This window comes from Biostraticola tofi (genome assembly GCF_004343195.1).
Classification (GTDB): Bacteria; Pseudomonadota; Gammaproteobacteria; order Enterobacterales; family Enterobacteriaceae; genus Biostraticola; species Biostraticola tofi.
Genome location: NZ_SMCR01000001.1, coordinates 25788 through 49367, shown reverse-complemented (window position 1 = coordinate 49367; position 23580 = coordinate 25788). Strand labels below are relative to the sequence as shown.

Annotated in this window: 19 protein-coding genes; 10 read left to right on the top strand and 9 right to left on the bottom strand. The window is 54.0% G+C overall.

Going from position 1 to position 23580, the window contains the following annotated elements; translation table 11 throughout:
• Positions 1 to 125: 125 nt before the first annotated feature.
• The 6 genes from hxpB (at position 126) to katE (ending at position 7801) form a co-directional block, all read left to right on the top strand.
• Complete coding sequence (gene hxpB, locus EDC52_RS00220; protein ID WP_131863264.1) at positions 126 to 791, top strand: hexitol phosphatase HxpB; 666 nt, start codon at positions 126 to 128, stop codon at positions 789 to 791.
• Positions 792 to 1030: 239 nt separating this feature from the next.
• Positions 1031 to 1867, top strand: a complete 837-nt coding sequence (gene kduI, locus EDC52_RS00215; protein WP_131863263.1) for a 5-dehydro-4-deoxy-D-glucuronate isomerase — start codon at positions 1031 to 1033, stop codon at positions 1865 to 1867.
• 88 nt (positions 1868 to 1955) lie between these two features.
• On the top strand, positions 1956 to 2717 hold the full coding sequence (gene kduD, locus EDC52_RS00210) for a 2-dehydro-3-deoxy-D-gluconate 5-dehydrogenase KduD (RefSeq protein ID WP_131863262.1): 762 nt from the start codon (positions 1956 to 1958) through the stop codon (positions 2715 to 2717).
• Between the two features lie 147 nt (positions 2718 to 2864).
• On the top strand, positions 2865 to 3452 hold the full coding sequence (locus tag EDC52_RS00205; protein WP_131864053.1) for a metal-dependent hydrolase: 588 nt from the start codon (positions 2865 to 2867) through the stop codon (positions 3450 to 3452).
• A 139-nt stretch (positions 3453 to 3591) separates the two neighbouring features.
• Complete coding sequence (locus EDC52_RS00200; protein ID WP_131863261.1) at positions 3592 to 4995, top strand: L-cystine transporter; 1404 nt, start codon at positions 3592 to 3594, stop codon at positions 4993 to 4995.
• Positions 4996 to 5524: 529 nt separating this feature from the next.
• The gene (katE, locus tag EDC52_RS00195) at positions 5525 to 7801 is read left to right on the top strand and encodes a catalase HPII (protein WP_131863260.1); all 2277 of its coding nucleotides are present in this window, start codon (positions 5525 to 5527) and stop codon (positions 7799 to 7801) included.
• Between the two features lie 220 nt (positions 7802 to 8021).
• Here katE and osmE read toward each other — a convergent pair whose 3' ends face one another.
• Positions 8022 to 8354 (bottom strand): osmotically-inducible lipoprotein OsmE, encoded by a 333-nt coding sequence (osmE, locus tag EDC52_RS00190; protein ID WP_131863259.1) that lies wholly within the window; start codon positions 8352 to 8354, stop codon positions 8022 to 8024.
• Between the two features lie 266 nt (positions 8355 to 8620).
• Here osmE and nadE point away from each other — a divergent pair, with 266 nt between their 5' ends.
• The gene (nadE, locus tag EDC52_RS00185) at positions 8621 to 9448 is read left to right on the top strand and encodes an ammonia-dependent NAD(+) synthetase (protein WP_131863258.1); all 828 of its coding nucleotides are present in this window, start codon (positions 8621 to 8623) and stop codon (positions 9446 to 9448) included.
• A gap of 17 nt (positions 9449 to 9465) precedes the next feature.
• Here the strand turns inward: nadE and EDC52_RS00180 are convergent, their stop codons facing one another.
• The 6 genes from EDC52_RS00180 to EDC52_RS00155 all read right to left on the bottom strand — a co-directional run bounded on the left by EDC52_RS00180 (position 9466) and on the right by EDC52_RS00155 (position 17226).
• The gene (locus EDC52_RS00180; RefSeq protein WP_131863257.1) at positions 9466 to 10362 is read right to left on the bottom strand and encodes a LysR family transcriptional regulator; all 897 of its coding nucleotides are present in this window, start codon (positions 10360 to 10362) and stop codon (positions 9466 to 9468) included.
• Positions 10363 to 10650: 288 nt separating this feature from the next.
• Positions 10651 to 11115 carry an ATP-independent periplasmic protein-refolding chaperone Spy gene (spy, locus tag EDC52_RS00175; RefSeq protein ID WP_131863256.1) on the bottom strand — a complete coding sequence of 155 codons (465 nt, stop codon included), beginning with the start codon at positions 11113 to 11115 and terminating at the stop codon, positions 10651 to 10653.
• 345 nt (positions 11116 to 11460) lie between these two features.
• Complete coding sequence (gene astB / locus EDC52_RS00170; RefSeq protein WP_131863255.1) at positions 11461 to 12801, bottom strand: N-succinylarginine dihydrolase; 1341 nt, start codon at positions 12799 to 12801, stop codon at positions 11461 to 11463.
• Positions 12798 to 14294 (bottom strand): succinylglutamate-semialdehyde dehydrogenase, encoded by a 1497-nt coding sequence (gene astD / locus EDC52_RS00165; RefSeq protein ID WP_131863254.1) that lies wholly within the window; start codon positions 14292 to 14294, stop codon positions 12798 to 12800. The genes astB and astD overlap by 4 nt, the downstream gene beginning before the upstream one ends.
• Positions 14291 to 15337: an arginine N-succinyltransferase gene (gene astA / locus EDC52_RS00160; protein WP_131864052.1), complete on the bottom strand. Its 1047-nt coding sequence runs from the start codon at positions 15335 to 15337 to the stop codon at positions 14291 to 14293. The genes astD and astA overlap by 4 nt, the downstream gene beginning before the upstream one ends.
• Before the next feature lie 440 nt (positions 15338 to 15777).
• Positions 15778 to 17226 (bottom strand): YchO/YchP family invasin, encoded by a 1449-nt coding sequence (locus tag EDC52_RS00155; protein ID WP_230467919.1) that lies wholly within the window; start codon positions 17224 to 17226, stop codon positions 15778 to 15780.
• Positions 17227 to 17564: 338 nt separating this feature from the next.
• On the opposite strand from EDC52_RS00155, the gene EDC52_RS00150 reads away from it, so the two are divergent.
• A complete protein-coding gene (locus tag EDC52_RS00150; RefSeq protein ID WP_131863253.1) occupies positions 17565 to 18851 on the top strand; it encodes an acyltransferase family protein in 1287 nt (428 codons plus the stop codon).
• Positions 18852 to 19010: 159 nt separating this feature from the next.
• Here the strand turns inward: EDC52_RS00150 and EDC52_RS00145 are convergent, their stop codons facing one another.
• Together EDC52_RS00145 and chaB are read right to left on the bottom strand one after the other, a co-directional pair.
• Positions 19011 to 19718: a gamma-glutamylcyclotransferase gene (locus EDC52_RS00145; protein WP_131863252.1), complete on the bottom strand. Its 708-nt coding sequence runs from the start codon at positions 19716 to 19718 to the stop codon at positions 19011 to 19013.
• Positions 19719 to 19874: 156 nt separating this feature from the next.
• Positions 19875 to 20105, bottom strand: a complete 231-nt coding sequence (chaB, locus tag EDC52_RS00140; RefSeq protein ID WP_131863251.1) for a putative cation transport regulator ChaB — start codon at positions 20103 to 20105, stop codon at positions 19875 to 19877.
• A 326-nt stretch (positions 20106 to 20431) separates the two neighbouring features.
• Here chaB and chaA point away from each other — a divergent pair, with 326 nt between their 5' ends.
• Together chaA and dauA are read left to right on the top strand one after the other, a co-directional pair.
• Positions 20432 to 21526: a sodium-potassium/proton antiporter ChaA gene (gene chaA, locus EDC52_RS00135; RefSeq protein WP_131863250.1), complete on the top strand. Its 1095-nt coding sequence runs from the start codon at positions 20432 to 20434 to the stop codon at positions 21524 to 21526.
• Between the two features lie 252 nt (positions 21527 to 21778).
• Positions 21779 to 23506 (top strand): C4-dicarboxylic acid transporter DauA, encoded by a 1728-nt coding sequence (gene dauA / locus EDC52_RS00130; RefSeq protein WP_131863249.1) that lies wholly within the window; start codon positions 21779 to 21781, stop codon positions 23504 to 23506.
• The last annotated feature ends 74 nt before the right edge of the window (positions 23507 to 23580 follow it).

Sequence of the window (23580 nt, the reverse complement as noted above, 5' to 3'; positions counted from 1 at the left end):
TTATATATATTTTATTTTATTTGCTGCGTTGTTTTATGCTAAGCATTGATTGGGCATCAAAAGTGCCGTTAGCCAATTATCACTTTATCTTCTTCATCTGCTACTTAAGGAATAAGTAACCTATTATGCAATCAAAACAACCACAGGAAGCGGTGATATTCGACATGGATGGCCTGATAGTCGATTCCGAGCCGTTATGGGCGCAGGCAGAAATGGACATTTTTAGCTCGCTCGGCACCGATCCGGCTATCCATGCCAGTCTACCCGATACCCTTGGACTGCGAATCGATGTCGTGGTGGATCTCTGGTATCAGGCCAGTCCCTGGAGCGGCCCTTCCAGGGAAGAGGTGACCAAGCAGATTATCAGGCGAGTAATGGAGTTGATTGAAATAAAGCGCCAGCTATTGCCAGGAGTAGAACATGCACTTGACACCGCGGTCAGCGCCGGTTTGAAAATAGGTATGGCCTCTGCGTCTCCGCGCTTTATGCTGGAGGAGATCTTGGAGATATTCCAGCTTGGCCACTATTTTACTGTGCTGGCTTCTGCCCAGCATCTGCCTTATAGCAAACCGCATCCGCAAGTGTATCTTCAAGCGGCGGCTGAGTTGGGCGTTTCACCGGCACGGTGTACGACGCTCGAAGATTCCATTAATGGCATGATCGCCACCAAAGCCGCCAGGATGCGTTCCATCGTGGTACCCGATGTCCAATGGCGCGATGACCCGCTCTGGGTGCTGGCCGATATCAAACTGCCCACCCTGGGCGACTTGCTGCCGGAACATCTGGTATAGAGTCTGGCCTGCCTGGCTCCCAAGGGCAGGCATCAAAACATTGACCTCTCTCAAATATAAATAAAACATTATTTCATTTTTATTGAATTCACATCCCGCTAGTCTTATCATTTCCCCATTCAGAAACGCCGGGAAGTTGCGAACAACCCCCGAGCATCAGTCAGGGTTTTCGCACTGAATCGGTTTTTCTTCCAGGGTTAGCACCCCCACATCAAGTCGATTTGAGAGAGGCATGCATTATGGAAGTTCGCCAGGGTATTCACAGCGAGCACGCAAAACAGTTAGATACTGCGGGTCTGCGCAAAGAATTTGTCATCGAGAACATCTTCGAAGCAGATACTTATACCATGACTTACAGCCACATTGACCGCATCATCGTGGGCGGCATCAAGCCGGTCAACGCTAAAGTGTCAATCGGCGGTGAAGTGGGCAAACAACTTGGCGTTAGCTACTTCCTTGAGCGTCGCGAGCTGGGCGTTATCAATATTGGCGGCCCGGGCCTTATCGTCGTCGATGGCACCACTTATGAAGTGGGCAATGAAGAAGCATTGTATGTCGGCATGGGCGCCAAAGAAGTGGTATTTTCCAGCGTCGATGCGGCAAAACCCGCAAAGTTTTACTACAATAGCGCCCCGGCCCATACCACCTTCCCGACGCGCCGTATCACGCTCGCCGAAGCTTCGCCTACCACTATCGGCGACAATATCACCAGCAACCGTCGCACCATCAATAAATTTATCGTGCCTGACGTCTTGCCAACCTGCCAGCTGACCATGGGCCTGACCAAACTGGCTGAAGGCAATTTGTGGAACACCATGCCTTGCCATACCCATGAACGTCGTATGGAAGTCTATTTCTATTTCAATATGGATGAAGAAACGTCGGTGTTCCATATGATGGGCCAACCTCAGGAAACCCGTCATCTGCTTATCCACAATGAACAGGCGGTCATCTCTCCCAGTTGGTCGATCCATTCAGGCGTCGGTACCAAGAACTATACCTTTATCTGGGGAATGGTGGGAGAAAACCAGGTATTCGACGATATGGACCACGTCAAGGTCAGCGAATTGCGTTGATATTCTTTATGGCTGGCGGCTGCGCCAGCCTTTTTTACGATTTTTGGGCTGACCACACCGATGAGCGGCCATTAACGAGGTTACGGCTATGATTTTAGATTCTTTTAATATACAGGGTAAAGTGGCGCTGATTACCGGATGTGATACCGGTCTGGGCCAGGGCATGGCTATCGGCCTGGCCGAAGCGGGCTGTGACATTGTCGGCGTCAATATCGTCGACCCGGAAGAAACGATTGAAAAAGTTCGCGCACTGGGCCGTCGTTTTTTGAGCATTACCGCCGATCTGACGCGTATCGATGACGTTCCTTCTATCGTTGAAAAGGCGGTGGCTGAATTCGGCCATATTGATATTCTGGTTAACAATGCCGGCATTATCCGTCGTGAAGATGCTATCGAGTTCAGTGAAAAGAATTGGGATGATGTCATGAATATCAACATCAAAACCGTATTCTTCATGTCTCAGGCCGTAGCTCGCCAGTTCCTGAAACAGGGCAAAGGCGGCAAAATCATCAATATCGCCTCGATGCTGTCATTCCAGGGCGGAATTCGCGTTCCTTCCTATACGGCTTCCAAAAGCGCGGTAATGGGCGTAACCCGACTGCTGGCTAACGAATGGGCGCAGCATAACATCAATGTTAACGCCATCGCCCCGGGCTACATGGCGACCAACAATACCCAACAACTGCGTGCTGACGAAGACCGCAGCAAAGCCATTCTTGAGCGTATCCCTGCTGGACGCTGGGGTTTGCCATCCGACCTGCAGGGTCCGGCGATCTTCCTGGCCTCGGACGCATCCAACTATATCAATGGCTACACCATTGCCGTTGATGGCGGCTGGCTGGCACGTTAATCGCAGCCTTTAGTTGTAACTGACAATATCCCGCTTCGGCGGGATTTTTTTTCCGTCATTGACGAAAAGTTACAAGGTAACCTATATCCGCCTGCAGCGCTTTACTTTATACTGGACAAATGAACAGTTTAAGTGAGCACGCTTACCATGACGGCTGAAGGCCATGTGCTATTCGCACTGGCGAGTACCATCCTGGCCAAAAAGCTGGAGCTTTCGCCTGCCCTGGCCGGCGGAGACTGGTGGCATATTCTGGCCGGCGGCCTGCTTACCTGCCTGCTGCCGGATATTGATCATCCCAAATCCTTTCTCGGTCAGCGCTTGAGATGGCTTTCCGCGCCCATAGCACGCATCTTCGGCCATCGGGGGTTCACCCACAGCCTGCTGGCGATGATGGGCGGCATACTGTTGTTTACCCTGCAGCTGACCCCGGCGATGATCATCCCGCTGGACGCTTTCCACGGCATGATAGTCGGCTACCTTAGCCATATTATCGCCGATATGCTGACGCCTGCCGGGGTGCCGCTGCTCTGGCCCTGTCGCTGGCGCTTTCGCCTGCCGCTGCTGGCGTCGCAAAAAGGCCATCAGCTGGAACGGATCCTTTGTCTGGCCGTGCTGGCCTTTGCCGTCATGCATCCGCAGGGTTCGCCGCTTATCAAGCCGGTCGCGCTGCCCTCATCGGTGATGTCGTTATGGCAGACGGTGCGCAGCGGCCTTTTTCCTGAGCAAGCTGCCTGATTAATCACCTGTTTTGCTGCTAAAAGCATAACAAAATTCCAAACCGCGATATCAAATCTGAAATAAATACTGCTAGAATCGCCACCATTCACGTTTTATTACACTCGCAATAATTACCTAGCTTACTTGGAGATGAATAATGACGCTTCCCGTGATCCTTAACGTGGTGGTGTTCGCCCTGCTGCTGCTATTGCTGCTGCGAACCACGCGCCAGTCATGGAGTCTGTCACGAAAAGTCCTCACCGGTCTGTTCACCGGGGTGGTATTCGGACTGGCGCTGCAACTTTTCTACGGCGTAGAAAATCCGATTCTGGCGCAATCGATCGGTTGGTTTAATGTCGTCGGTAATGGCTACGTGCAATTGCTGCAGATGATTGTCATGCCCTTGGTGTTTGTGTCAATTCTGAGCGCAGTCGCTAAAGTGCACAATGCCTCTTCACTGGGTAAAATCAGCGTCTTGACTATTGGCATTCTGCTGTTCACTACCCTGATTGCCGCGCTGGTAGGTATCATGGTGACCAGCATGTTCGGCCTGACCGCCGATGGCCTGATCCAGGGGGCCCAGGAAACCGCCCGTCTGTCCGCATTGGAAACTAATTATGTCGGTAAGGTAGCCGATTTGACGATACCGCAATTGCTGCTGTCGTTTATTCCCAAAAATCCATTTGACGATCTGACCGGCGCCAGGCCCACCTCGATTATCAGCGTAGTTATCTTTGCGGTATTCCTCGGTATTGCCGCGGTCAAGGTTATCAAGGACAGCCCGGAAAAAGGCCAGCGGATCCTTGGGGCCATTGACACCCTGCAGACGCTTATCATGAAGCTGGTGCGTCTGGTGATGGCGTTCACCCCTTATGGCGTTATGGCATTGATGACCAAAGTGGTCGCCAGTTCCAATATTGCCGATATCGTCAAGCTGGGTGGATTTGTCCTGGCCTCTTATGTGGCGTTGGGCATTATGTTTGTTATTCATGGCCTGCTGCTGAGTGTGTCCGGTATTAATCCCCTACGCTTTTTCCGTAAAATTTGGCCGGTGCTGACTTTTGCCTTTACCAGCCGTTCCAGCGCGGCATGTATTCCGCTGAGTGTGGAAACCCAGACCCGCCGTTTGGGTATTCCGGAATCAATTGCCGGATTCGCAGCGTCGTTTGGTACTACCATCGGCCAGAATGGCTGCGCCGGTATCTATCCAGCCATGCTTGCCACTATGGTCGCACCGACCATGGGGATCAATCCCTTGGACCCGGTCTGGCTGGCGACGCTGGTAGGTATTGTTACGCTGAGCTCCGCCGGAGTGGCGGGAGTTGGCGGCGGTGCGACATTCGCCGCTTTAATGGTACTGCCAGCCATGGGACTGCCTGTAACCCTGGTGGCACTGTTGATTTCGGTTGAACCCTTGATTGATATGGGCCGTACCGCACTGAATGTCAGCGGTTCGATGACGGCGGGCACCCTGACCAGCCAATGGCTGAAACAGACCGATAAGACCCGGTTTGATCGCGTCGATGACGCCACGGCGGACAGCGTATCGCCAGCCGCATGACATCATAAAGACTGAAAAAATAACCCCGGCCGGGCCGGGGTTATGACTCAGATAATATTCTATCGAAATCGTAGTTTGGGTAAAACAAGAGCCGCCACAGGCAAAGATGCACAAAGAGATTAATTGCTCACAGCGACAATTAAAGTCTAAGCGACTTATCTCTTTTCACAAGATCTATTATCCGCCAAAGATCACTTTTTCGATTAATTCACTGATTAATTCACTTTCAAAGTCAGCACTATATATACATAGCTACGTAAATAATATTATCAGATAATATAAATTATTCAGAGAAAGCCCTTACCGCCTGTTCACTCGCCTGGCTGACCGTCCCCCCCCGCCACGATCCACCCTGAACTAACATGTTGACTTAACGTGCTTTGACTGCCTGCGGCTTCCGTTTCCCTTATAAAATGAGCGGTTATTGCTGAAGGTTGACAAATCTGTTCTATAGTTGATGAACGCCTTAAAAAAACATAAGCAGCGGGCGCGAGAAACCCTCAATATTCTTCCTAACGGAGATTAAGCCATGTCCAAGCCATCAGATCCGAACGCAGGTAAGCTACCCTTGTCACATCCCGCCCCGGCGCCGGACGGCAGCTCATCCAGGCCAGACCTTGGCCATCTGGCGCCGGATGATAACAGTCACCTTCCCACCCCCGGAACCAGTGAGCCCGGCAAACAGCCTACCGCCTCCGGTTCGGTAAAAAGCCCGCAAAATGATAATGACAAACTGATTGCCCTGGCGCCTCAGCGTAAGTCCGGCCAGGGGCAGCCGTTAACCACCGATCAAGGGCTGAAAATAGCCGATGACCAGAATTCACTGCGGGCGGGTAAACGCGGTCCGACGCTGCTGGAAGATTTCATCCTGCGCGAAAAGATTACCCACTTTGACCATGAACGAATTCCAGAACGTATCGTACACGCCCGCGGGTCCGCCGCTCACGGTGTATTTAAAGTCTATCGTCCCCTGACCGATATCACTAAAGCCGGTTTTCTGCAGGACCCTAAGCTTGAGACCCCGGTATATGTCCGCTTCTCAACGGTACAGGGTTCCAGAGGCTCTGCCGATACGGTGCGAGACATTCGTGGTTTTGCCACAAAATTTTATACCCAGGAAGGCAACTACGATTTAGTCGGCAATAATACGCCGGTATTCTTCATTCAGGACGCGCATAAATTCCCTGACTTTGTCCATGCCGTCAAGCCCGAGCCTCATAATGAAATACCCCAGGGCGCATCAGCCCATGATACCTTCTGGGATTATGTTTCACTGCAGCCTGAGACGCTACACAACGTGTTCTGGGCCATGTCCGACCGAGGGCTGCCGCGCAGTTATCGCACCATGGAAGGCTTTGGCATACATACGTTCCGACTGATCAATGCTGAAGGCAAATCCACCTTTGTACGTTTCCACTGGAAACCGGTAGCAGGTAAAGCATCGCTGGTATGGGATGAGGCGCAGAAGCTCTCGGGTAAAGATCCTGATTTTCACCGGCGGGATTTATGGGAAGCGATTGAAGCCGGTGATTACCCGGAGTACGAACTGGGGCTGCAGCTTATCGCCGAACAGGATGAGCATAAATTTGATTTTGACTTGCTTGACCCGACCAAGTTGATTCCCGAAGCGCTGGTGCCGGTGGAAATTGTCGGTAAAATGACGCTTAATCGCAATCCAGACAACTTTTTCGCCGAAACCGAACAGGTGGCATTCCATCCCGGACATGTCGTGCCCGGCATCGATTTCTCCAATGACCCATTGCTGCAGGGCCGCTTGTTCTCCTACACCGACACGCAAATCAGCCGGCTCGGTGGGCCAAACTTCCACGAAATCCCGATCAATCGTCCAGTATGCCCTTATCATAACTTCCAGCGCGACGGGATGCATCGTCAGGATATTGATACCAACCCGGCCGCTTACAGCCCCAATTCCATTAATGACAACTATCCGCGTGAAACACCGCCAGCCGCGCAAAATGGCGGTTTCGAGTCCCACCATGAGCGGGTAGAAGGCGATAAAATCCGCGAGCGCAGTGATTCTTTCCTGGAATACTATGCTCAGCCGCGTTTATTCTGGCTGAGCCAGACTGAAGCGGAACAGCAACACATCGTGGACGCCTTCAGTTTTGAACTGGGCAAAGTCGGCCGTCCTTATATCCGTGAACGGATCATTGACCTGCTGACGCGGGTAGATGTCAAGCTGGCGCAGCAAGTGGCCGCCAAGCTGGGTTATACATTGTCGGATGATGCGTTGAATACTCCGGCGCCAAAAGCCGTCAACGGGTTGAGTTCAGACCCCAGCCTGAGTCTCTACGCAACCGGCGATGGTGCGCTAAAGGGACGTCAGGTGGCATTGCTGCTCAGTGATGGCGTGCATGCTTCCGATGTATTGCAAGCGCTGCAAAGCCTTAAGGCTGAAGGGATACATGCCAAACTGCTGGCCTCCCATATGGGCAATGTGGTAGCCAATGATGGCTCAACCCTGCAGGTGGATGCCACTCTCGACGGTTCCCCTTCGATAACGGTTGATGGCGTACTGGTGCCGAACGGCAATCTGGATGCCCTGTTGCTGGACGGCACTGCCAGGCATTTTATCCTGGAAGCCTATAAGCATCTGAAGGTCATCGGCCTTAGCGGCGATGCCGCCCGTTTCAAAGCCCAGTTGGGCATCAAGGATGGCGCGGCCGAGCCAGGCATTGCGGAAGGGCCCGGTTTCGATGCGGCGGTGATGACGGACTTTCTCGACAATCTGAAAAAACATCGGGTCTGGTCCCGCCTGAGTAAAATTAGCCAGGTCCCGGCTTAGCACTGACCATCGGGCCGCTTGATCTGAGCGGCCTGCTGTTGTCTGGTGGACATGCCGTCAGGTGGACAGGCCGTCAGGTGGACAAACCGTCAGGCGGACAGGCCGTCAGGCGGACAGGCCGTAAGGCGCAGAGCTGTTAAAATTAAAAAAAGGGTGACTTTTCAGTCACCCTTTATCGTTTCGGTCATTATCCGATTAAGCCATCAGACGATACCCTGCATTATTTTTGTGGGTCGGTATCGTATTCCTGGCAGCTCTGGAAGCCTTTATTCAGCACTTTGCCGGTTTCATCATAGCTGACGAAATAATTAATGGGTTTACCATCGCGGGTGCCCAGTACATAAGAGTCACAGGTACCGCGGGCATGAATCAGAGTGGCAGAGGTCGAAGGAATACCACCAATAGCGCGCGCCTGCTCCTTGGTCATGCCTTTTTTAACATCGCTGACGACCGGCTTGGTGACATAACTGTCGGCACGGTCATAGGCGGTACAGCCGGAAAGAAGAGAAACGGTAGCTGCTGCGGCAATGGCAATTAGTGTTTTATGGTTCATAAGGTGCACCTCATTTTATGTGTGTAAGGTTAAGCCTAGATGCTAAAAGGCTTTTTTACAAATTATGACCAAAATATTGTCTCAGTTTCGCAAGGGCGACGACCGTGGCTATCATAGGCCAAGCTTATGGATTTATTAAAGATAGCGGTAAAGGCCTGTTGATGATGGTAGCGCTTTCGTTCCCGGCCAATACGCCTTACACTTTATGCAGAACATATAATTTAATCTGTGACATAACACCGCACGCATTTTGAGGAGAGTCAAGTATGGCGACGCAACAGGATATTATTTCCGCACTCGGGGTTAAACCGTCCATCGATCCGGCCACGGAAGTCCGCGTCAGCGTAGAATTTCTGAAATCCTATCTCAAGGCCCATCCTTTTCTGCGTACTCTGGTACTGGGCATCAGTGGTGGCCAGGACTCAACGCTTGCCGGTTATCTAAGCCAGCAGGCCATTACCGAACTGCGCCAGGAAAGCCATGATGTAAGCTACCAGTTTATTGCCGTCCGCCTGCCTTATGGACAACAGAAAGACGAGGCCGATTGTCAGGACGCTATTGCCTTTATCAAGCCGGACCGGGTATTGACGGTAAATATCAAAAACGCAGTGCTCGCCAGCGAAGCCACCCTGCAAGCCAGCGGAATCACTTTATCGGACTTTGTCAAAGGCAATGAAAAAGCCCGAGAGCGAATGAAGGCCCAGTACAGCATTGCCGGCATGACTTCTGGCCTGGTGGTCGGCACCGACCATGCGGCCGAAGCGGTGACCGGCTTTTTCACCAAATATGGCGATGGCGGTACCGATATCAACCCCCTGTTCCGTCTCAATAAGCGCCAGGGACGCTCGCTGCTCAACTATCTGGACTGCCCGCAGCATCTTTACCTTAAGGCTCCCACCGCCGATTTGGAAGAGGATCGGCCGGCGCTGCCTGATGAATCTGCGCTCGGCGTGACCTATGAAATGATTGATGACTATCTGGAAGGCAGGACCGTGCCGGATGACATCGCAGCGATCATCGAAGGCTGGTATAACCGGACGGAACATAAGCGCCGTCCTCCAGTCACCGTGTTTGATGACTTCTGGAAAGCCTGACCCTGCTCCCGGCCGCTTCAGGCGGCCGTAGTTCCCACCCATTGCCCCAGCCTGGCGCGGATAAGCTGCCGCATCAACAGCGCCGCACTGTTAAGTGGCGTATTAGCGGCCCGCAGCAATACCACTTCAAACGGCAGGTTGGCTTTTATCGGTATGATCTGTAACTGATGGGCATAGCGCCGGGCGGTAAAAGTATCCACAATGCCTACCCCGCCGCCGGCAAAGACCATATCCGCTATCACCGAATAGGTTTTTATTTGCAGATGGCCCCGAACGCTGATGACTCTTTCACTCAGCGCATCATGGACCACTTGCCCCAGGGGATCCTGAGTCTGCATCACCAGCAGATTATTGGCGCACAGCCATTCCAGACTGACCGGGGACGGTACCGCCATCCCCATAGGCGCCAAGGCAACCATCGCTGCGCGGTAAAGGGTTTCACCACTCAGCGTCGGCGGGAGTGACTGACCAAAGGTCAGCGCCAAATCCAGCCGCTGCTGGAGTAAATCGTCACATAATGAGTCCAGATGTCCGGTGACCAGGGTAACTTCTATATCCTGGCTCTGCGCCTGATGATACTCCATCAGTACGCGCGCCATTAAAGACTGACCCAGCGCATGTGCCGAACCCACCCGCAGTTGCTGGGGCTGGCCGTCACGCAACTGCAGGGCCAGCCGATCAATGCATTGCAGGTGGGCAAACAGCTTTTCGATATCCGGCATCAGGCGCTGGGCCTGAGGCGTCGGCAGCATACCGGTCGGACTGCGTTCAAACAGCGTAAACCCCAGTTGCTGCTCGGCATGAGACAAGACCCGGCTGATATTAGGCTGAGAAACATTCAGGCTGCGTGCGGCACCGGTAATGCTGCCGCACTGGATAATGGCATGGATAATTTCGATATGACGTAAACGCATGGTGCAGTCCCGAAAACAACGGTTCCTGGATAATCTCCCGGTAATGCAGCTTACCTGGGATTACCCCCAATCCCTTGCCGCACCAGTGGATATTTGAGTACGGCAGGCAATCCCATCATGACACAGCCTAGAAATAAAGGCAGTAACATCAAGAGAAAACTGAGCAGGGATAATCGGGGAAAATACAGCCGAGGGAATAACGTCAGCAAGGTGCCGGTGGCAAACCAGGGCAGCTGATTTCGCGGCATCAGCGCCGCGAAATCAGCTATTATTCATTCATGCTGGGAATCAGTCATTATCGTGATGTTCCATCTTTTCGCTGTGCTCTTGAAACTTTTTATCAAATTCCTTTTTTTGCTCAGCGGTTAGCAGATTAAAAATCTTGTTCTGGGTTTCAAGCCGGGCCAGCATTCTTTCACTCTGTGTCTGTGACATAGTGGTGACCAGCGCCTGGGCTTTAGCAGCATCAAAGCTCTCGGCCGCCACGACGTCATGCAGTTGCTGACGTTCCGCCGCCGTCGGTTTTTTCATGTTTTTCATCGCATCGCGGCTGATTTCCTGCATTTTCTGCCGCTGTTCTTTGGTCAGTTCCAGCCCTTTAAACATCGGGTCCATCATCGGACCGCGTTTATGGTGCATCATCTCTCCCTTGGGCGGTGCTTCTTTAGTCGCAACAGCATCGGCGGCCGACGCCAGTTGAACAGTGCCCAGCAACAGAGTGGAAGCCATGAACAAAGCGGTTATTTTACGCATTATAATTCCTCATTATTGAATTTTTCTGCTGCGGAAATATTCCCTGACAGCGTTGACTACATGAATAAGCTTACTCGCTATTTATTAAAGTAATGAGAGGCTGAGTAAATAACTTAAAGCGCAGAATTCACTTCTGCACCAATAGTGCAGAAATAATGAATTTTTGGGGAAGATCCTGTTAAAAATTATGTCTGAATAGGTTGTTTATCGGGCAGAAAAATACATATTAGACAGAATCAAGGCAGCAAATGAATCTTATTCGGACATTATGCCGCCGACAGACATATAATCGATCTGATAAATTGAGGGCTCGGATAATCGAGCCCTCTGATATAAGCGCGGCTGTCAGCGCTGGAAATCGTATATTGAACCCAAGCCGAGCAATTGAGTCAATTCATCCAGGGCAGTGCGAACCTCATTCAGCAATTGCGGGCAGGCCAGATCCTGCTGGCAGAGCCGGTCACGATAATGTCGGTCAACCCACTGGTTGAGCTCATCAAAGCGCGCCGGGGTCATGATCACCCGCTGATTTACCGCCTGGTACTCATCGGGCGTTAACTGGACCCGCAAACGCAGGCAGGCCGGGCCACCGCCGTTGCGCATGCTTTCACGCAGATCGAATACCTGTATCTGGTCGATGACGCTCCCATCGGCGGTCAGGTCGTTCAGGGTCTCCCAGACAGCCCGGTGGCCGCGGACTTCTTCAGGCACCACTATCGTCATTTTGCCATTCGCCTTACTGAGCAGTTGGCTGTTGAACAGATAGGTCTGCACGGCATCGGCTATCGACACCCGATCCGCCGGCACTTCAATCGGTACAAATTGCTGTTCCAGGGCCGCCAGTCGCCGGGTCAGCTGTTCACGTACCGCCCCGGTATCGGCAAAAGCCTGTTGATGGTAGAACAATACCTGCTCATTGCTGACCGAAATAACATCGTTGTGAAATACCCCCAAATCGATGGCGGCCGGATTTTGCTGGACAAACATGCTGCATTCCGGGCGAAGCTGATGTAACCGGGCCACCGCCTGGCTGGCTTGCAGAGTTTGACGGGCAGGATAACGTAACGGACCGGTAGCGTCGCCGAGCATATCCTTGCCATAGACAAACATCTGGATGCCCGGCTTTTTGAAACTGCCGAGTCGATTATGATTAGCCGCGCCTTCATCGCTGAATAAGCCATTTTGTATCAGCGGCGAATGATGCCGAAAATGGGACGGGGAAGCAAAAATCGCCGCCAGTATGGCTGAGGTGGTATCGGCTTCAATGGCCCGGTGGAATTTGCTGTGCAGATTGGCAGCGGTAAAATGCACTCGGCCATCAATGCTGTCTGCCGACGGGCTGACGGTGGCGGCATTGGCAACCCACATCGCCGAGGCAGAGCTGACGGCCGACAGCAATTGCGGTTCGGCAGCTGCCACTCGGGCCAGGATCTCCTGATCGCTGCCGCTGAATCCCATTCGACGCAGGGAAGGCAAATGGGGACGCTCATGGGGTGGAAGAATACCCTGGGCAAAACCGGCATCCGCCAAGGCCTTCATTTTGGCCAGCCCCTGGCGGGCGGCCAACCGTGGATTGGCCTGCATCAGACGATGACGGGTCGAGGCTTCATTACCAAATGATAACCCGGCATAGTGGTGCGTCGGCCCGACCAGCCCATCAAAGTTCATCTCTTTGGTGTGGGTCATGCTGTTTTTCCCTCAACAAATGGCAATGGCGGCTCAAAGTGAATGCCTGGCGCCAGCGTCACCGGCAGCTTCAGTGCATCGCTCTCCAGTGAAGCCATCGGCCAGGCACAATAGTCAGCAGCATAATAGGCGCCAGGGCGATGATTGCCAGAGGCGCCGACCCCGCCGAACGGCGCGCTACTGGCGGCACCGGTCAAGGGTTTGTTCCAGTTGACGATACCGGCGCGTGCTTCGATAAGCAATTGTTCGAACTGCTCCCTTGAAGGCGATATCAGCCCGAGCGCCAGTCCGTAGCGCGTTTGATTGGCAATGTCGATAGCCTGCTGAAAATTGTCATAGCGGATAATGCCCAGTAATGGGCCGAAATATTCTTCATCAGGCAGGCGGTCAACGGCGCTGAGCTCCAGTATACCCGGCGTAACAATGCTGCGGGCCACATCTGGCTGGGCCATCGGCAGCAGCGCCACTGCGCCGAGCGACAGCAAGCGCTGCTGCGCCTGGAGCAGGCCGGCAGCCGCCGCCAGACTGATAACGCCGCCCATAAAGGGCTGGGGATCATCGTCCCAGCGGCCTATAGTCAGACCGGCGGTGACCTGAACCAGCCTGGCAATCAGTGCATCCCCTGCCTGACCGCGTTTAACCAGCAAGCGCCGTGCACAGCTACATCGCTGCCCGGCTGAAATAAATGCTGATTGGATAATGATATTGACCGCAGCATCCAGGTCGGCGGCAGGTTCAACAATCAGGGCATTATTGCCGCCCATTTCCAGGGCCAACATTTTTTCGGGCTGGCCGGCGAGTTGGCGATGCAACTGATAGCCGGTACGGGCACTGCCGGTAAACAGCACCCCATCAAGTCCGTCGGATTGTGACAGGGCGATACCGGTGTCCGCCCCTCCCTGCAGCAGATTCAAAACGCCTGCGGGCAAGCCGGCCTGCTGCCAGGCGCGCATCGTCAGTTCAGCGGTGGCCGGCGTCAGTTCACTGGGCTTGAACACCACCGTATTGCCCGCCAGCAGCGCCGGCACAATATGTCCATTAGGCAGATGACCGGGAAAATTATAGGGGCCGAAGACCCCCATCACGCCATGGGGCCGATGGCGCAAGCTGGCAATCCCGTCGGCGAACGGGCCATTGCTCTGGCCGGTACGCTGATGCCAGGCGTCGACTGAAATCGAGATTTTATTGATCATCGCCTGTACTTCAGTATCGCTTTCCCAGGCCGGCTTGCCGGTTTCCAAGCTTATGGTACGGGAGAGAGACTGCCGTTGCGACTTGAGTTCGGCGGCGAAAGCGTGCAGTAAACCGGCCCGCTGGTCCACTCCCAGTCGAGCCCAGCCCGGGAACGCTGCCCTGGCCGCAGCCACCGCCAGTTCTACCTGAAGCCGGTCTGCCTGCCGGCCCTGCCAGATCGTTTCACCGGAAACCGGGTTGGTTTTCAACCAATGAGGGCCTTGACCGGCGATCCACTGGCCATCAATAAAATGGGTCATACTGTTTTCTCCCTGGCAAACAGAGTCGCCATTCTGGCGGATTGACCGCAGTTGAGATTCAGCGCCTGGGCGATGCGTGGTTCGAGTTCTGCTCCAGCCTCGGAAACCCGCGCTTTGGCCACGACGACCCGATAATCGTTATAGTCATCGTTAGCCAATAACAGCCAGGGCAAGGTTTCATCGTCCTTGACCGACGCGGATGATACCGATGCGACCGATATCACTCGGCTCTCGCGCAGCGTACGAATATCGTCGATTTCGGCTTCCAGGGTCGGGCCGCCGTCAAAGATATCAATGTAACCTTGATACCGCAGTCCCTCGGATTCAAGCGTTGCCTTCGCCGGTTCAGTCTGGGGATGGACGACGCCAATAACGTCGCGCGCCTCGGCCGCCAGCAAATCGACATACAGCGGGTGTTTAGGCATCAGCTCCGCGATAAAGGCCTTGTTACCGCTGATACTCAAGTGATCGGCGTGGGCGAAATCGATTGAAAAAAATCGCTGGCCCAGGTTTGCCCAAAACGGCGAGTAGCCGGCATCATCGGAAAAACCGCGCATCTCCGCCACTACCCGGCGACCGAAGCGCTGCCGAAACGCCGCCATGAACATCAGCCGGGCCTTGATAAGCAATTGACCATTAGTTCCTTGACGGTAGTCGGGATCCAAGAACAACGTGCAGAGTTCGCTTTGGCCGGTATGATCGTTACTTAAATACAGCGTAGGTACTGCGTTGTAGACATTCAGCGCCCGGGAAGCATGCACCAGCGTACCAACGCGAAAATTATACCAAGGCTCTTGCAGCCCGACCGCGACCTCAATCGCGCTGACACCCACTACCCGCTGCTGCACACTGTCCTCAAGTACAAACAGATAGCCTTGTTCAGCTTTATCAGCGCTGCCGCGCCAGGTACGCAGCGACCGGTCGATACGGGCCTTAAGCAATGTTTCATCCGCCGGCAGCGTAGTCAGCCCGGAACCGGTCTTGGCCGCCAGCGCCAGAATATCGGTCACATCGTCGGCCCGAACCGGCCTGATGGTCATTATTGCAGTTGTGTGCATCTACGCCTCTTGATTGGAGATCAGCCGACGGGTGATATTAAGTTAATCAATCATGGTGCACACAACATGCCATTTATCGGCTTCAAAGTGAATAGAAAATTTTTCGTCAATAATATTCAGTAACTTACAGATATTCTTTATTCACTTTTATTGCATATAACGTGAATGTTATGCGCGAGAGGGTTAGGCCGATGCGCTTAACAGCAATATTATGCAATAGCGGATATTTTTTTAATTCGGTGCCTGTCGCTGTCCCGTAGCGAGCAGCGCTGGGCTAAAAGGCGGGTGTTTGCCCTCGCTTGGGGCAAAATGTGCACCAAACGGGGGAGTAACTGGCCCATTCAGGCAAGCTCAAGCGATGGCGGCGTTAGCGGGCATTAACGGCCATTCAGGCAAGCTTAAGCGATGACGGCGTTAAGGGCGTATCATTGCGTCGCTTGCGTTGGATCCTGGCCGGTATCTTCAGCCTGAAAGTCAAGTCGCTCATCAACGCTGCGCTCAGCGGTCAGCGGGCGAGCCACTTTAAGCACGATCCAGTTGGAGGTGACCCGCTGCGCCTGGGCGTCCTCAACAGTGACCGACAGCCGGTATTCGTTGCTGGCTGAAGCGGCGCCGCTCCACGCCGGCATAATGATGCTCCAGCCATCAGGTTGATTGTTATCCGCCGGCGGGGTGAGGCTCAGGGCCTGCGTGTCGCCTTGCCAACTGACCGCGATGATTTTATAGCGGGCGGTCATCTGAACCTTGAGCTGTAATGATTCCCCCGCCTGCAACGACCAGGGCGGCGTCGCCAGAAACACCGACAGCGACTTACGCTGTTTGAAGGCCAGCACCGGCGAATTATTGCGCTCAACCACATCATAGCGGCCGCCGCGCAATGAACGTGCGGCAGCGACCTGCTGAGGCGAGAGCTGTTTTTCCAGCGGAACGCCGAACCTATAGTTTACCGCCAGAGAAAGTTTATCCTGGGATTCGCCCCCCTCGCCCAGACTGTGGTTGGCGGTGAAGGTGACCAGCGGTATGGGGGTGTAATTCAAGCCGAACTCAAGGGACGAGGGATCCTGGCGATAATTGCCGCTGTTGAATAAATCCACATTCTGGCCGTAATACTGCTCGAATTTTACCGATGCGCCAAGCTGACGGTAAAAAGGCAGATACCCACGGGTGGTAATATCATAACCACTGGCCATCCGCCGTCGATAGCCAGGATGCGCCGCATCCTGCCTGAGGCTGGATAAGGGATAATAGTAGTTGGATGACAGACGGAGGTAGTCGCCCCTAAGCTCAGTGCCCAGCCCGCCACGACGCAGGCTGCCGCTGCCCAGGAACTGGTCATAAAACAGGTTGTAGCCCAGCAGGAAGTTTCCGCGGTTAAATCGCTGACCAATGCCGGCATTGGCAACCGTGCCCTGATCCGCTTCAGTGACGCCGACCTGGCTGTAAGTCAGGATACGGCCTTGCTGATCTGCCAGCGGCAACAGCAGTTGTGCTGAGCTGCCGGTAAAGCCGCCCTCATCATCTACCGTGAGATTAACGCTGGTATAGCCCAGCGGCGATAGCAATTCTTCGCCGGTTTGCTGCAGTTGGGAAAAGATACGTTCTCGTGCTTTTCCAATAAGATAGTTGCGCCAGGACGAGTTGGTGCTCTCCATGCTGGCCTCGCCCATTGCCTTGATGGCACCGGCAACCTTTTTTTCATCAACGCTATCGTTTAGACTTACGCCCCCCAAATCGGGCAGGCCTTCAAGCTGGCGCGAAAACGGGCCGCCTGCAGTGTCCGTGTGGTTGGCGGGGGGATGAGCGGGCGCAGCGATATCGGTCTGCACATGCTGGTAGGCGCCAGATAACGGCTCGCCGACCGTGCGTTGGTCCACCACTGCGTTTGCCTGCTGGATGAAACAGTAAAGACCCAGCGTGCAAATAAAGGTTCGCAACCCCGGTTTTAGCGATCGCCGCGCTGGGCGGCAGCATATGAAAATCTTAACGGCGATGCCTCTCTATTGATACTGGACAACATCCAGCACCGTTGCTTTGATGACCGGCCCCGGAGGCCGGACTGCTCATAAAGTAACCCGAGAAAGGGCACTATAACATACAGGAAAATAATAATTAGTCTCAAAAGTAATATAAACTACAATTATTTGAGCATTATTTTAACCAGCATAGACCATTACTATAACACTTCTGCTGGCATCAGACCGGAGAAACATTGATGAAATCGTTGGAAAAGGAACGCTTTATTGGCCTAGAGTGGCTACGCTTTCTGCTTGGCTGTTATGTCATGATCTACCATACCTCCCACCGTTATCCGCTTGTGAAAGACATTCCGGGCCTGAGCGAGCTGACCAGTATGGGTTTCTTCGCCACCAGCGCATTCTTTGTCCTGTCGGGTTTCCTGCTTGCCCATGTCTATGTTCGAGGGAATGCGCTGCGCGAACCCGCCACCGGATTCTGGGCCAAACGCTTTTTTAACCTCTATCCTATCCATATCGTCGCCTTGGTGACGTCTATCCTGGTTATCCTGCTGATACAGTGGCTGGCTATCCCGCCTGAAGGCCCACCCGCCAGTATCCGTTTTGTCATTTATGATACCAATGAAGTGCTGGGGCAGACCCACCCGGAACTGTTCCGGCATTATATGGACAATACGCAGCTGGCGTTTAATGCAGTGCTCCAGCTGTTTATGCTGCAGGCCTGGAACCCTTATTTCCTGACCTTCAATGCTCCGCTCTGGTCGCTGTCGGCGCTATTTTTCTTCTATATCCTGTTTCCCTGGCTGGCGCCACGGTTGATGAATGTGAAACGAATTTGGCTGTGGCTGGGTATAATAATGGCGCTGTACCTCATTCCGCCGGTGTTTGTCGTCTGGTCAGGTGAATACGGTGTTCCGTTCACTGGCCTTATCCAGCGTTTCCCTCTGTTCCGGCTGCCTGAATTCTTGGGCGGAATTCTGGGTTATGCATTGTTCAAACGTGCCCGCCAGCAAGGCCATGTTCCTGGCGCCGGGCAGAAGTGGGCGCTGTCGCTGTTCATTCTGGTTTGTTTTCTGACAGCGACGGTGCTGTTTACCCATGGCCAAAAATTCTGGTATTTTCTGCTGCATAACGGGCTGCTGTTGCCGGCGCAGATTGGGCTGATTTATCTTTCCGCCATGGCGCGTCACCCGCAAAGTAAGTGGCTGCAGCGCTGGTCTGAACGGCTGGGCGGTGCCTCGCTGTCGATGTTTGCCCTGCATGTACCACTGTATAACCTGTTCTTTACTCTTGAACAGTTTCTGCGCGGTAACCCTGGCCAGTGTATGAATGATTGGAGTGGCTGCATCGCCGCGGCTGGCCGGGTACAGCCCTCCCTGCCGGCTTACGTTGTCTACCTGTTGCTGACCACCGTAATCTGTGTCCTGTTCCAGGAGCAGTTTGTCGTCCGGGTACGTAAACGACTGGTTGCCCGTTACCTGAAACCCAAGGCCTCGCCATCTGTCGGCTCAACGGCGGCGGAATAAGCTGGCGCTTATCGACTCCGGTGGTCGATGACCCCGACAGTATCAACTAAAAAAAAGAGCATCCCTAAGCTCGAATCAAACTGCAGCAGGCCCGCCGGATATCCTCTGGCGGGCCTGAATATCGTCTCGGGGCCTGCGCATTTTCGGGGCCGCCGCGCTTTATAACGCCATGCCCGGATCGTCAAAGGCATCCTGATTCAGGGCCGATCGGGCCTGTATCAATTGTCGAACATGCTGAACCAGCTCTACCATGCAGTCATCCTGCATACCGTAATTGTTCAGTTCCTGCTCCAAGGCAAACAGATACTGGGCATTGGTCCCCAGCGGCCCGCTGGCGCAGGCAATCAACGGGGCGATAATCTGTGATCGGGTATCGGCCTCAAAGAATGGATGGGCCGGGTCCATAACAAAAACCAGAGCGGTGACCTGCTGGTCGCCATCCAGGGTCAGTTCGCTCCAGGTAGGGATATAGCAGCCGGTGAGCATCTCGCGCTTCCACAGCAGTTCCAGCTCTTCTACCAATCGCTCCTCCGGCAATCTGAAAGCCAGTCCGGTGGTCTGCCCCCCCTCTTTCAGAGCCAGCATTCTGCCGGGCTGAGAGCTGGTACCCCGTCCGGCTATCAGGCGCAGGCAAAATGCGCGGTGCCAGCCGGTAAGCTCGGCCGGCCGCACTTCTTCCGCTTCGAACACTGGATTCCACATCAATGAGCCATAGCCGAAGATCCATACTGGACTGTTATCCGGCCGGCGAGAGAGCGTGCAAAGAAGGGAAGCATGTCGTTGTTCAGGTGTGAGCAGTAACGTTTCGTCAATGATGCCGAATGCCGTTTTACAATCGGCTTTTTGCAAAAAATCACGGGTTAACACGCGTTCGCTTCTCCTGACATTTATTGCCTAATACACTGTCAGTGCCCAACAGCATTTCATTAACAGAATAACCATAATTGATCTAATTATTCAATTAATGACCATATGCGTTTCCGGCCTCGCGATCAAGTTCCCGCTCAGTCTGGCGGCAGGGAGCTATTTTTTGGGATGCCATTTATCATCATCGCCTTTGCTGTATGCGTGCTTCACGGCAGACCAGGCGACTTTATGCGCGGTTTCTTCCCGGCTCTCGTTTCCCCGACGCTCAGAAGGTGATTTATACTGGTCCCAGGCGCTGTTAAACGCCTCCCGGTAAATATCCTGCGCATGCTTGGGCAGTACATGAGTGACATTATCGGGTAACGAAGCATTGCTTTTGTACGGCATAACCCTTTCTCCCTTTAACGTAATAACTCTTTAAGTTAAGCAGCCAAGGCAGTCACTGCCAGAATAAATTAGCTGCCGTTGGACGGCAATCCATTGCCCATATCTCATAACACCCACTAAATCAGCTGCTTGTAAAAGAGTCTTGCTGTTAAATGCGCCACGCGATCTGTATCAGTATGTTACAAAAAGTCTCAGTTTGAGTCGCTTTTCTGATAGACTTATGTCCGATTATTTCGTCGGTTGCGCCATGGAACATTGAGGGTGGAATCAGAACGGTATTACACACCTTTAGTCATAGCATCTCGATGCTAAGGAGATTTACGATAATGACATCCTCCTCTCCGGCGGTGAAAACCCGCCATAAGGAATATACACTGCTCTTCCCGATTGTAGCGCTGGCAGTGCTCAGCTACTGGGGTGATACCGACTTCTTCGGTGCCATCGTAGCTATCAATCTGCTGGCGCTGCTCGCCATCCTGGTCAGTGCGTTTAACGTGGTACGGCATGCCGATGTGCTGGCGCACCGACTGGGAGAACCTTACGGATCTCTTATTCTCAGCCTGTCGGTAGTGATACTTGAAGTCAGCCTTATCTCTGCATTAATGGCGACCGGCAACGCTGCACCGGCATTGATGCGCGATACCCTTTATTCTGTCATCATGATCGTCACCACCGGCCTGGTCGGATTTTCATTGCTGTTGGGCGGCCGTAAATTTGCCACGCAATCCGTCAACCTGGCGGGTATCAAACAATATCTGATGGCCATTATTCCGCTCTCGGTAATCGTGCTGGTATTTCCAGCAGCGCTGCCGGACGGTAATTTCAGTCCCACGCAGATGATTATTGCCGCCGCCATTTCTGCCGCTATGTACGGGGTATTCCTGCGCATTCAGACCAGAACCCACAAAAACTGGTTCATTTATGAGCATGAAGACGGTGACGACGATGACCCGCACGGCAAACCTTCAGCTCACAATTCGGTATGGCATAGCATCTGGCTCATCATTCATCTGATGGCGGTGGTCGCCGTCACCAAGTTTAATGCTAACCCGCTGGACCATCTGCTGAGCGGCCTCAACGCGCCCAAATCGTTCACCGGTTTTCTGGTGGCGCTGCTTATCCTGTCCCCTGAGGGTCTGGGCGCGATTCGCGCGGTACTGAAAAATCAGGTCCAGCGCGCGATGAACCTGTTTTTCGGTTCGGTGCTGGCCACCATCTCGCTGACGGTGCCGGCGGTAACGCTTATCGCACTCGCGACCGGCAGGGAGCTTGATTTCGGTCTGGAACTGCCGCAAATCGTCGTGATGGTGACGGCAATGGTGCTGTGTCAGGTGTCTTTCTCCACCGGCAGGACCAATGTCCTTAACGGCACCGCCCACCTGGCGCTGTTTGTCGCCTATATGATGACCATAATGCTGTAACATTGGCTGGCCCCGGCTAGGGGCCTGCCAGTTAACGTGACCTTGTCACGTTTACCGCGCCTTATCACTCATCCTCGGTCGCCAGTCGGGTCCGACCCGCCCCGATCAGGTTAGAAAATGCCAATGATTAGTCAATAATTGTTTTAGTATTGATTTGGCACCATTTTAATTTCTTGAAAGAGGTGTATCTTAGTCACTCTTTTCGACGGACCCTGCGGCCCGCCATTATTTCTGTTTTGGCCCAACTGCTAGATGAAAAATCATTTCTTCACCGGGATAGGTCTTTTCAGCGCCCTCACTGAGGCCTGTTGGAAAGAAGCCTACAGCTTCCAACGATTTACCAAAGACCTGATAGCCGGTATCACCGTCGGTATTATCGCTATTCCTCTGGCTATGGCCCTGGCGATTGGCAGCGGCGTCGCCCCTCAGTATGGGCTCTATACCGCTGCCGTCGCCGGTATTGTGATTGCCCTGTGCGGCGGTTCCCGCTACAGCGTATCCGGTCCGACGGCGGCATTTGTGGTGATCTTGTACCCCGTATCCCAGCAGTTCGGCCTGGCTGGCTTGCTGCTGGCGACATTGATGTCCGGCATTATCCTCATCATCATGGGCGTCGCCCGCCTGGGTAAACTGATTGAATTTATTCCGCTATCGGTCACGCTGGGCTTTACCTCGGGCATTGCCATTACCATCGCCACCATGCAGGTGAAGGATTTCTTTGGCCTGCAGCCTGCGCAACTACCGGAACATTACATCGGTAAAGTGGCGGCCTTGGCCACCGCTATGCCAACGCTTAATCTCGGCGATACCCTGATCGGCATCACCACACTGGGTGTGCTGGTGTATTGGCCCAAGCTGGGACTGCGTTTGCCCGGCCACCTGCCCGCCCTTATCGCCGGCACCGGGGTGATGGCCCTGCTGTGGCTGTTTGATATGCCGGTCGCCACCATAGGCTCCCGCTTCGGCTATATGCTGGCGGACGGCACGCATGGACAGGGTATCCCTCCGGTGCTGCCAAGCCTGGTACTGCCCTGGTCGCTGCCTGACACTCAGGGCGTGGCGTCTGGGCTGAGCTGGCGAACCGTTACCGCCCTGCTGCCGGCTGCGTTCTCCATGGCGATGTTGGGGGCGATTGAATCGCTGCTTTGCGCCGTAGTGCTGGATGGTATGACCGGCACCAAGCACAAGTCGAATAATGAATTGATAGGCCAGGGACTGGGCAATATCATTGCGCCGTTTTTCGGCGGTATCACCGCGACGGCCGCCATCGCCCGATCGGCCGCCAATGTGCGCGCCGGTGCGACGTCTCCCCTGTCGGCGGTGTTTCACAGCGTGCTGGTATTATCGGCGCTGCTGGTGCTGGCGCCGGCCTTATCCTGGCTGCCGCTGTCGGCGATGGCTGCGCTGCTGTTGATGGTCGCCTGGAATATGAGCGAAGCCCATAAAGTGGTTTATCTGCTGCGCCGCGCGCCGCGCGATGATATCTGGGTGATGCTGCTGTGCATGTCCTTGACGGTGCTGTTCGATATGGTTATCGCCATCACCATCGGCATCGTATTAGCCTCATTACTGTTTATGCGCCGTATCGCCAGCATGACACAGGTAAGAGATACCACCGTTGCCGGCCAGGCAAAAGTACTGCGGGTAAACGGGCCACTCTTTTTTGCCGCCGCTGAACGGATATTTGAAGAAATAACCCGCATGACTGCCAGCGATCGGCTGATCATTTTACAGTGGGATGCCGTACCGGTCCTGGACGCTGGCGGCCTGAATGCGTTTCTACACTTTTGCGAAACACTGCCGCCGGGGAAACATCTGGTGGTAACGGATGTGCCGTTTGGACCGCTGAAGACGCTGGCGCGCGCCGGGGTCATTGCCATTGAAGGACGCTTGAGTTTTTATTCAACTCTTGATGAGGCGCTGGCCAATCTACCAAAGCCCGCAGCAGCCACCGGGGTGCCGCCGGGAACACGCGGCTGAACAGTCCGGCGGCGCTGCGCCGCCTGGAACGCGCGGCTGAACAGTCCGGCGGGCCGTGCCGCCGGGAACGCCCA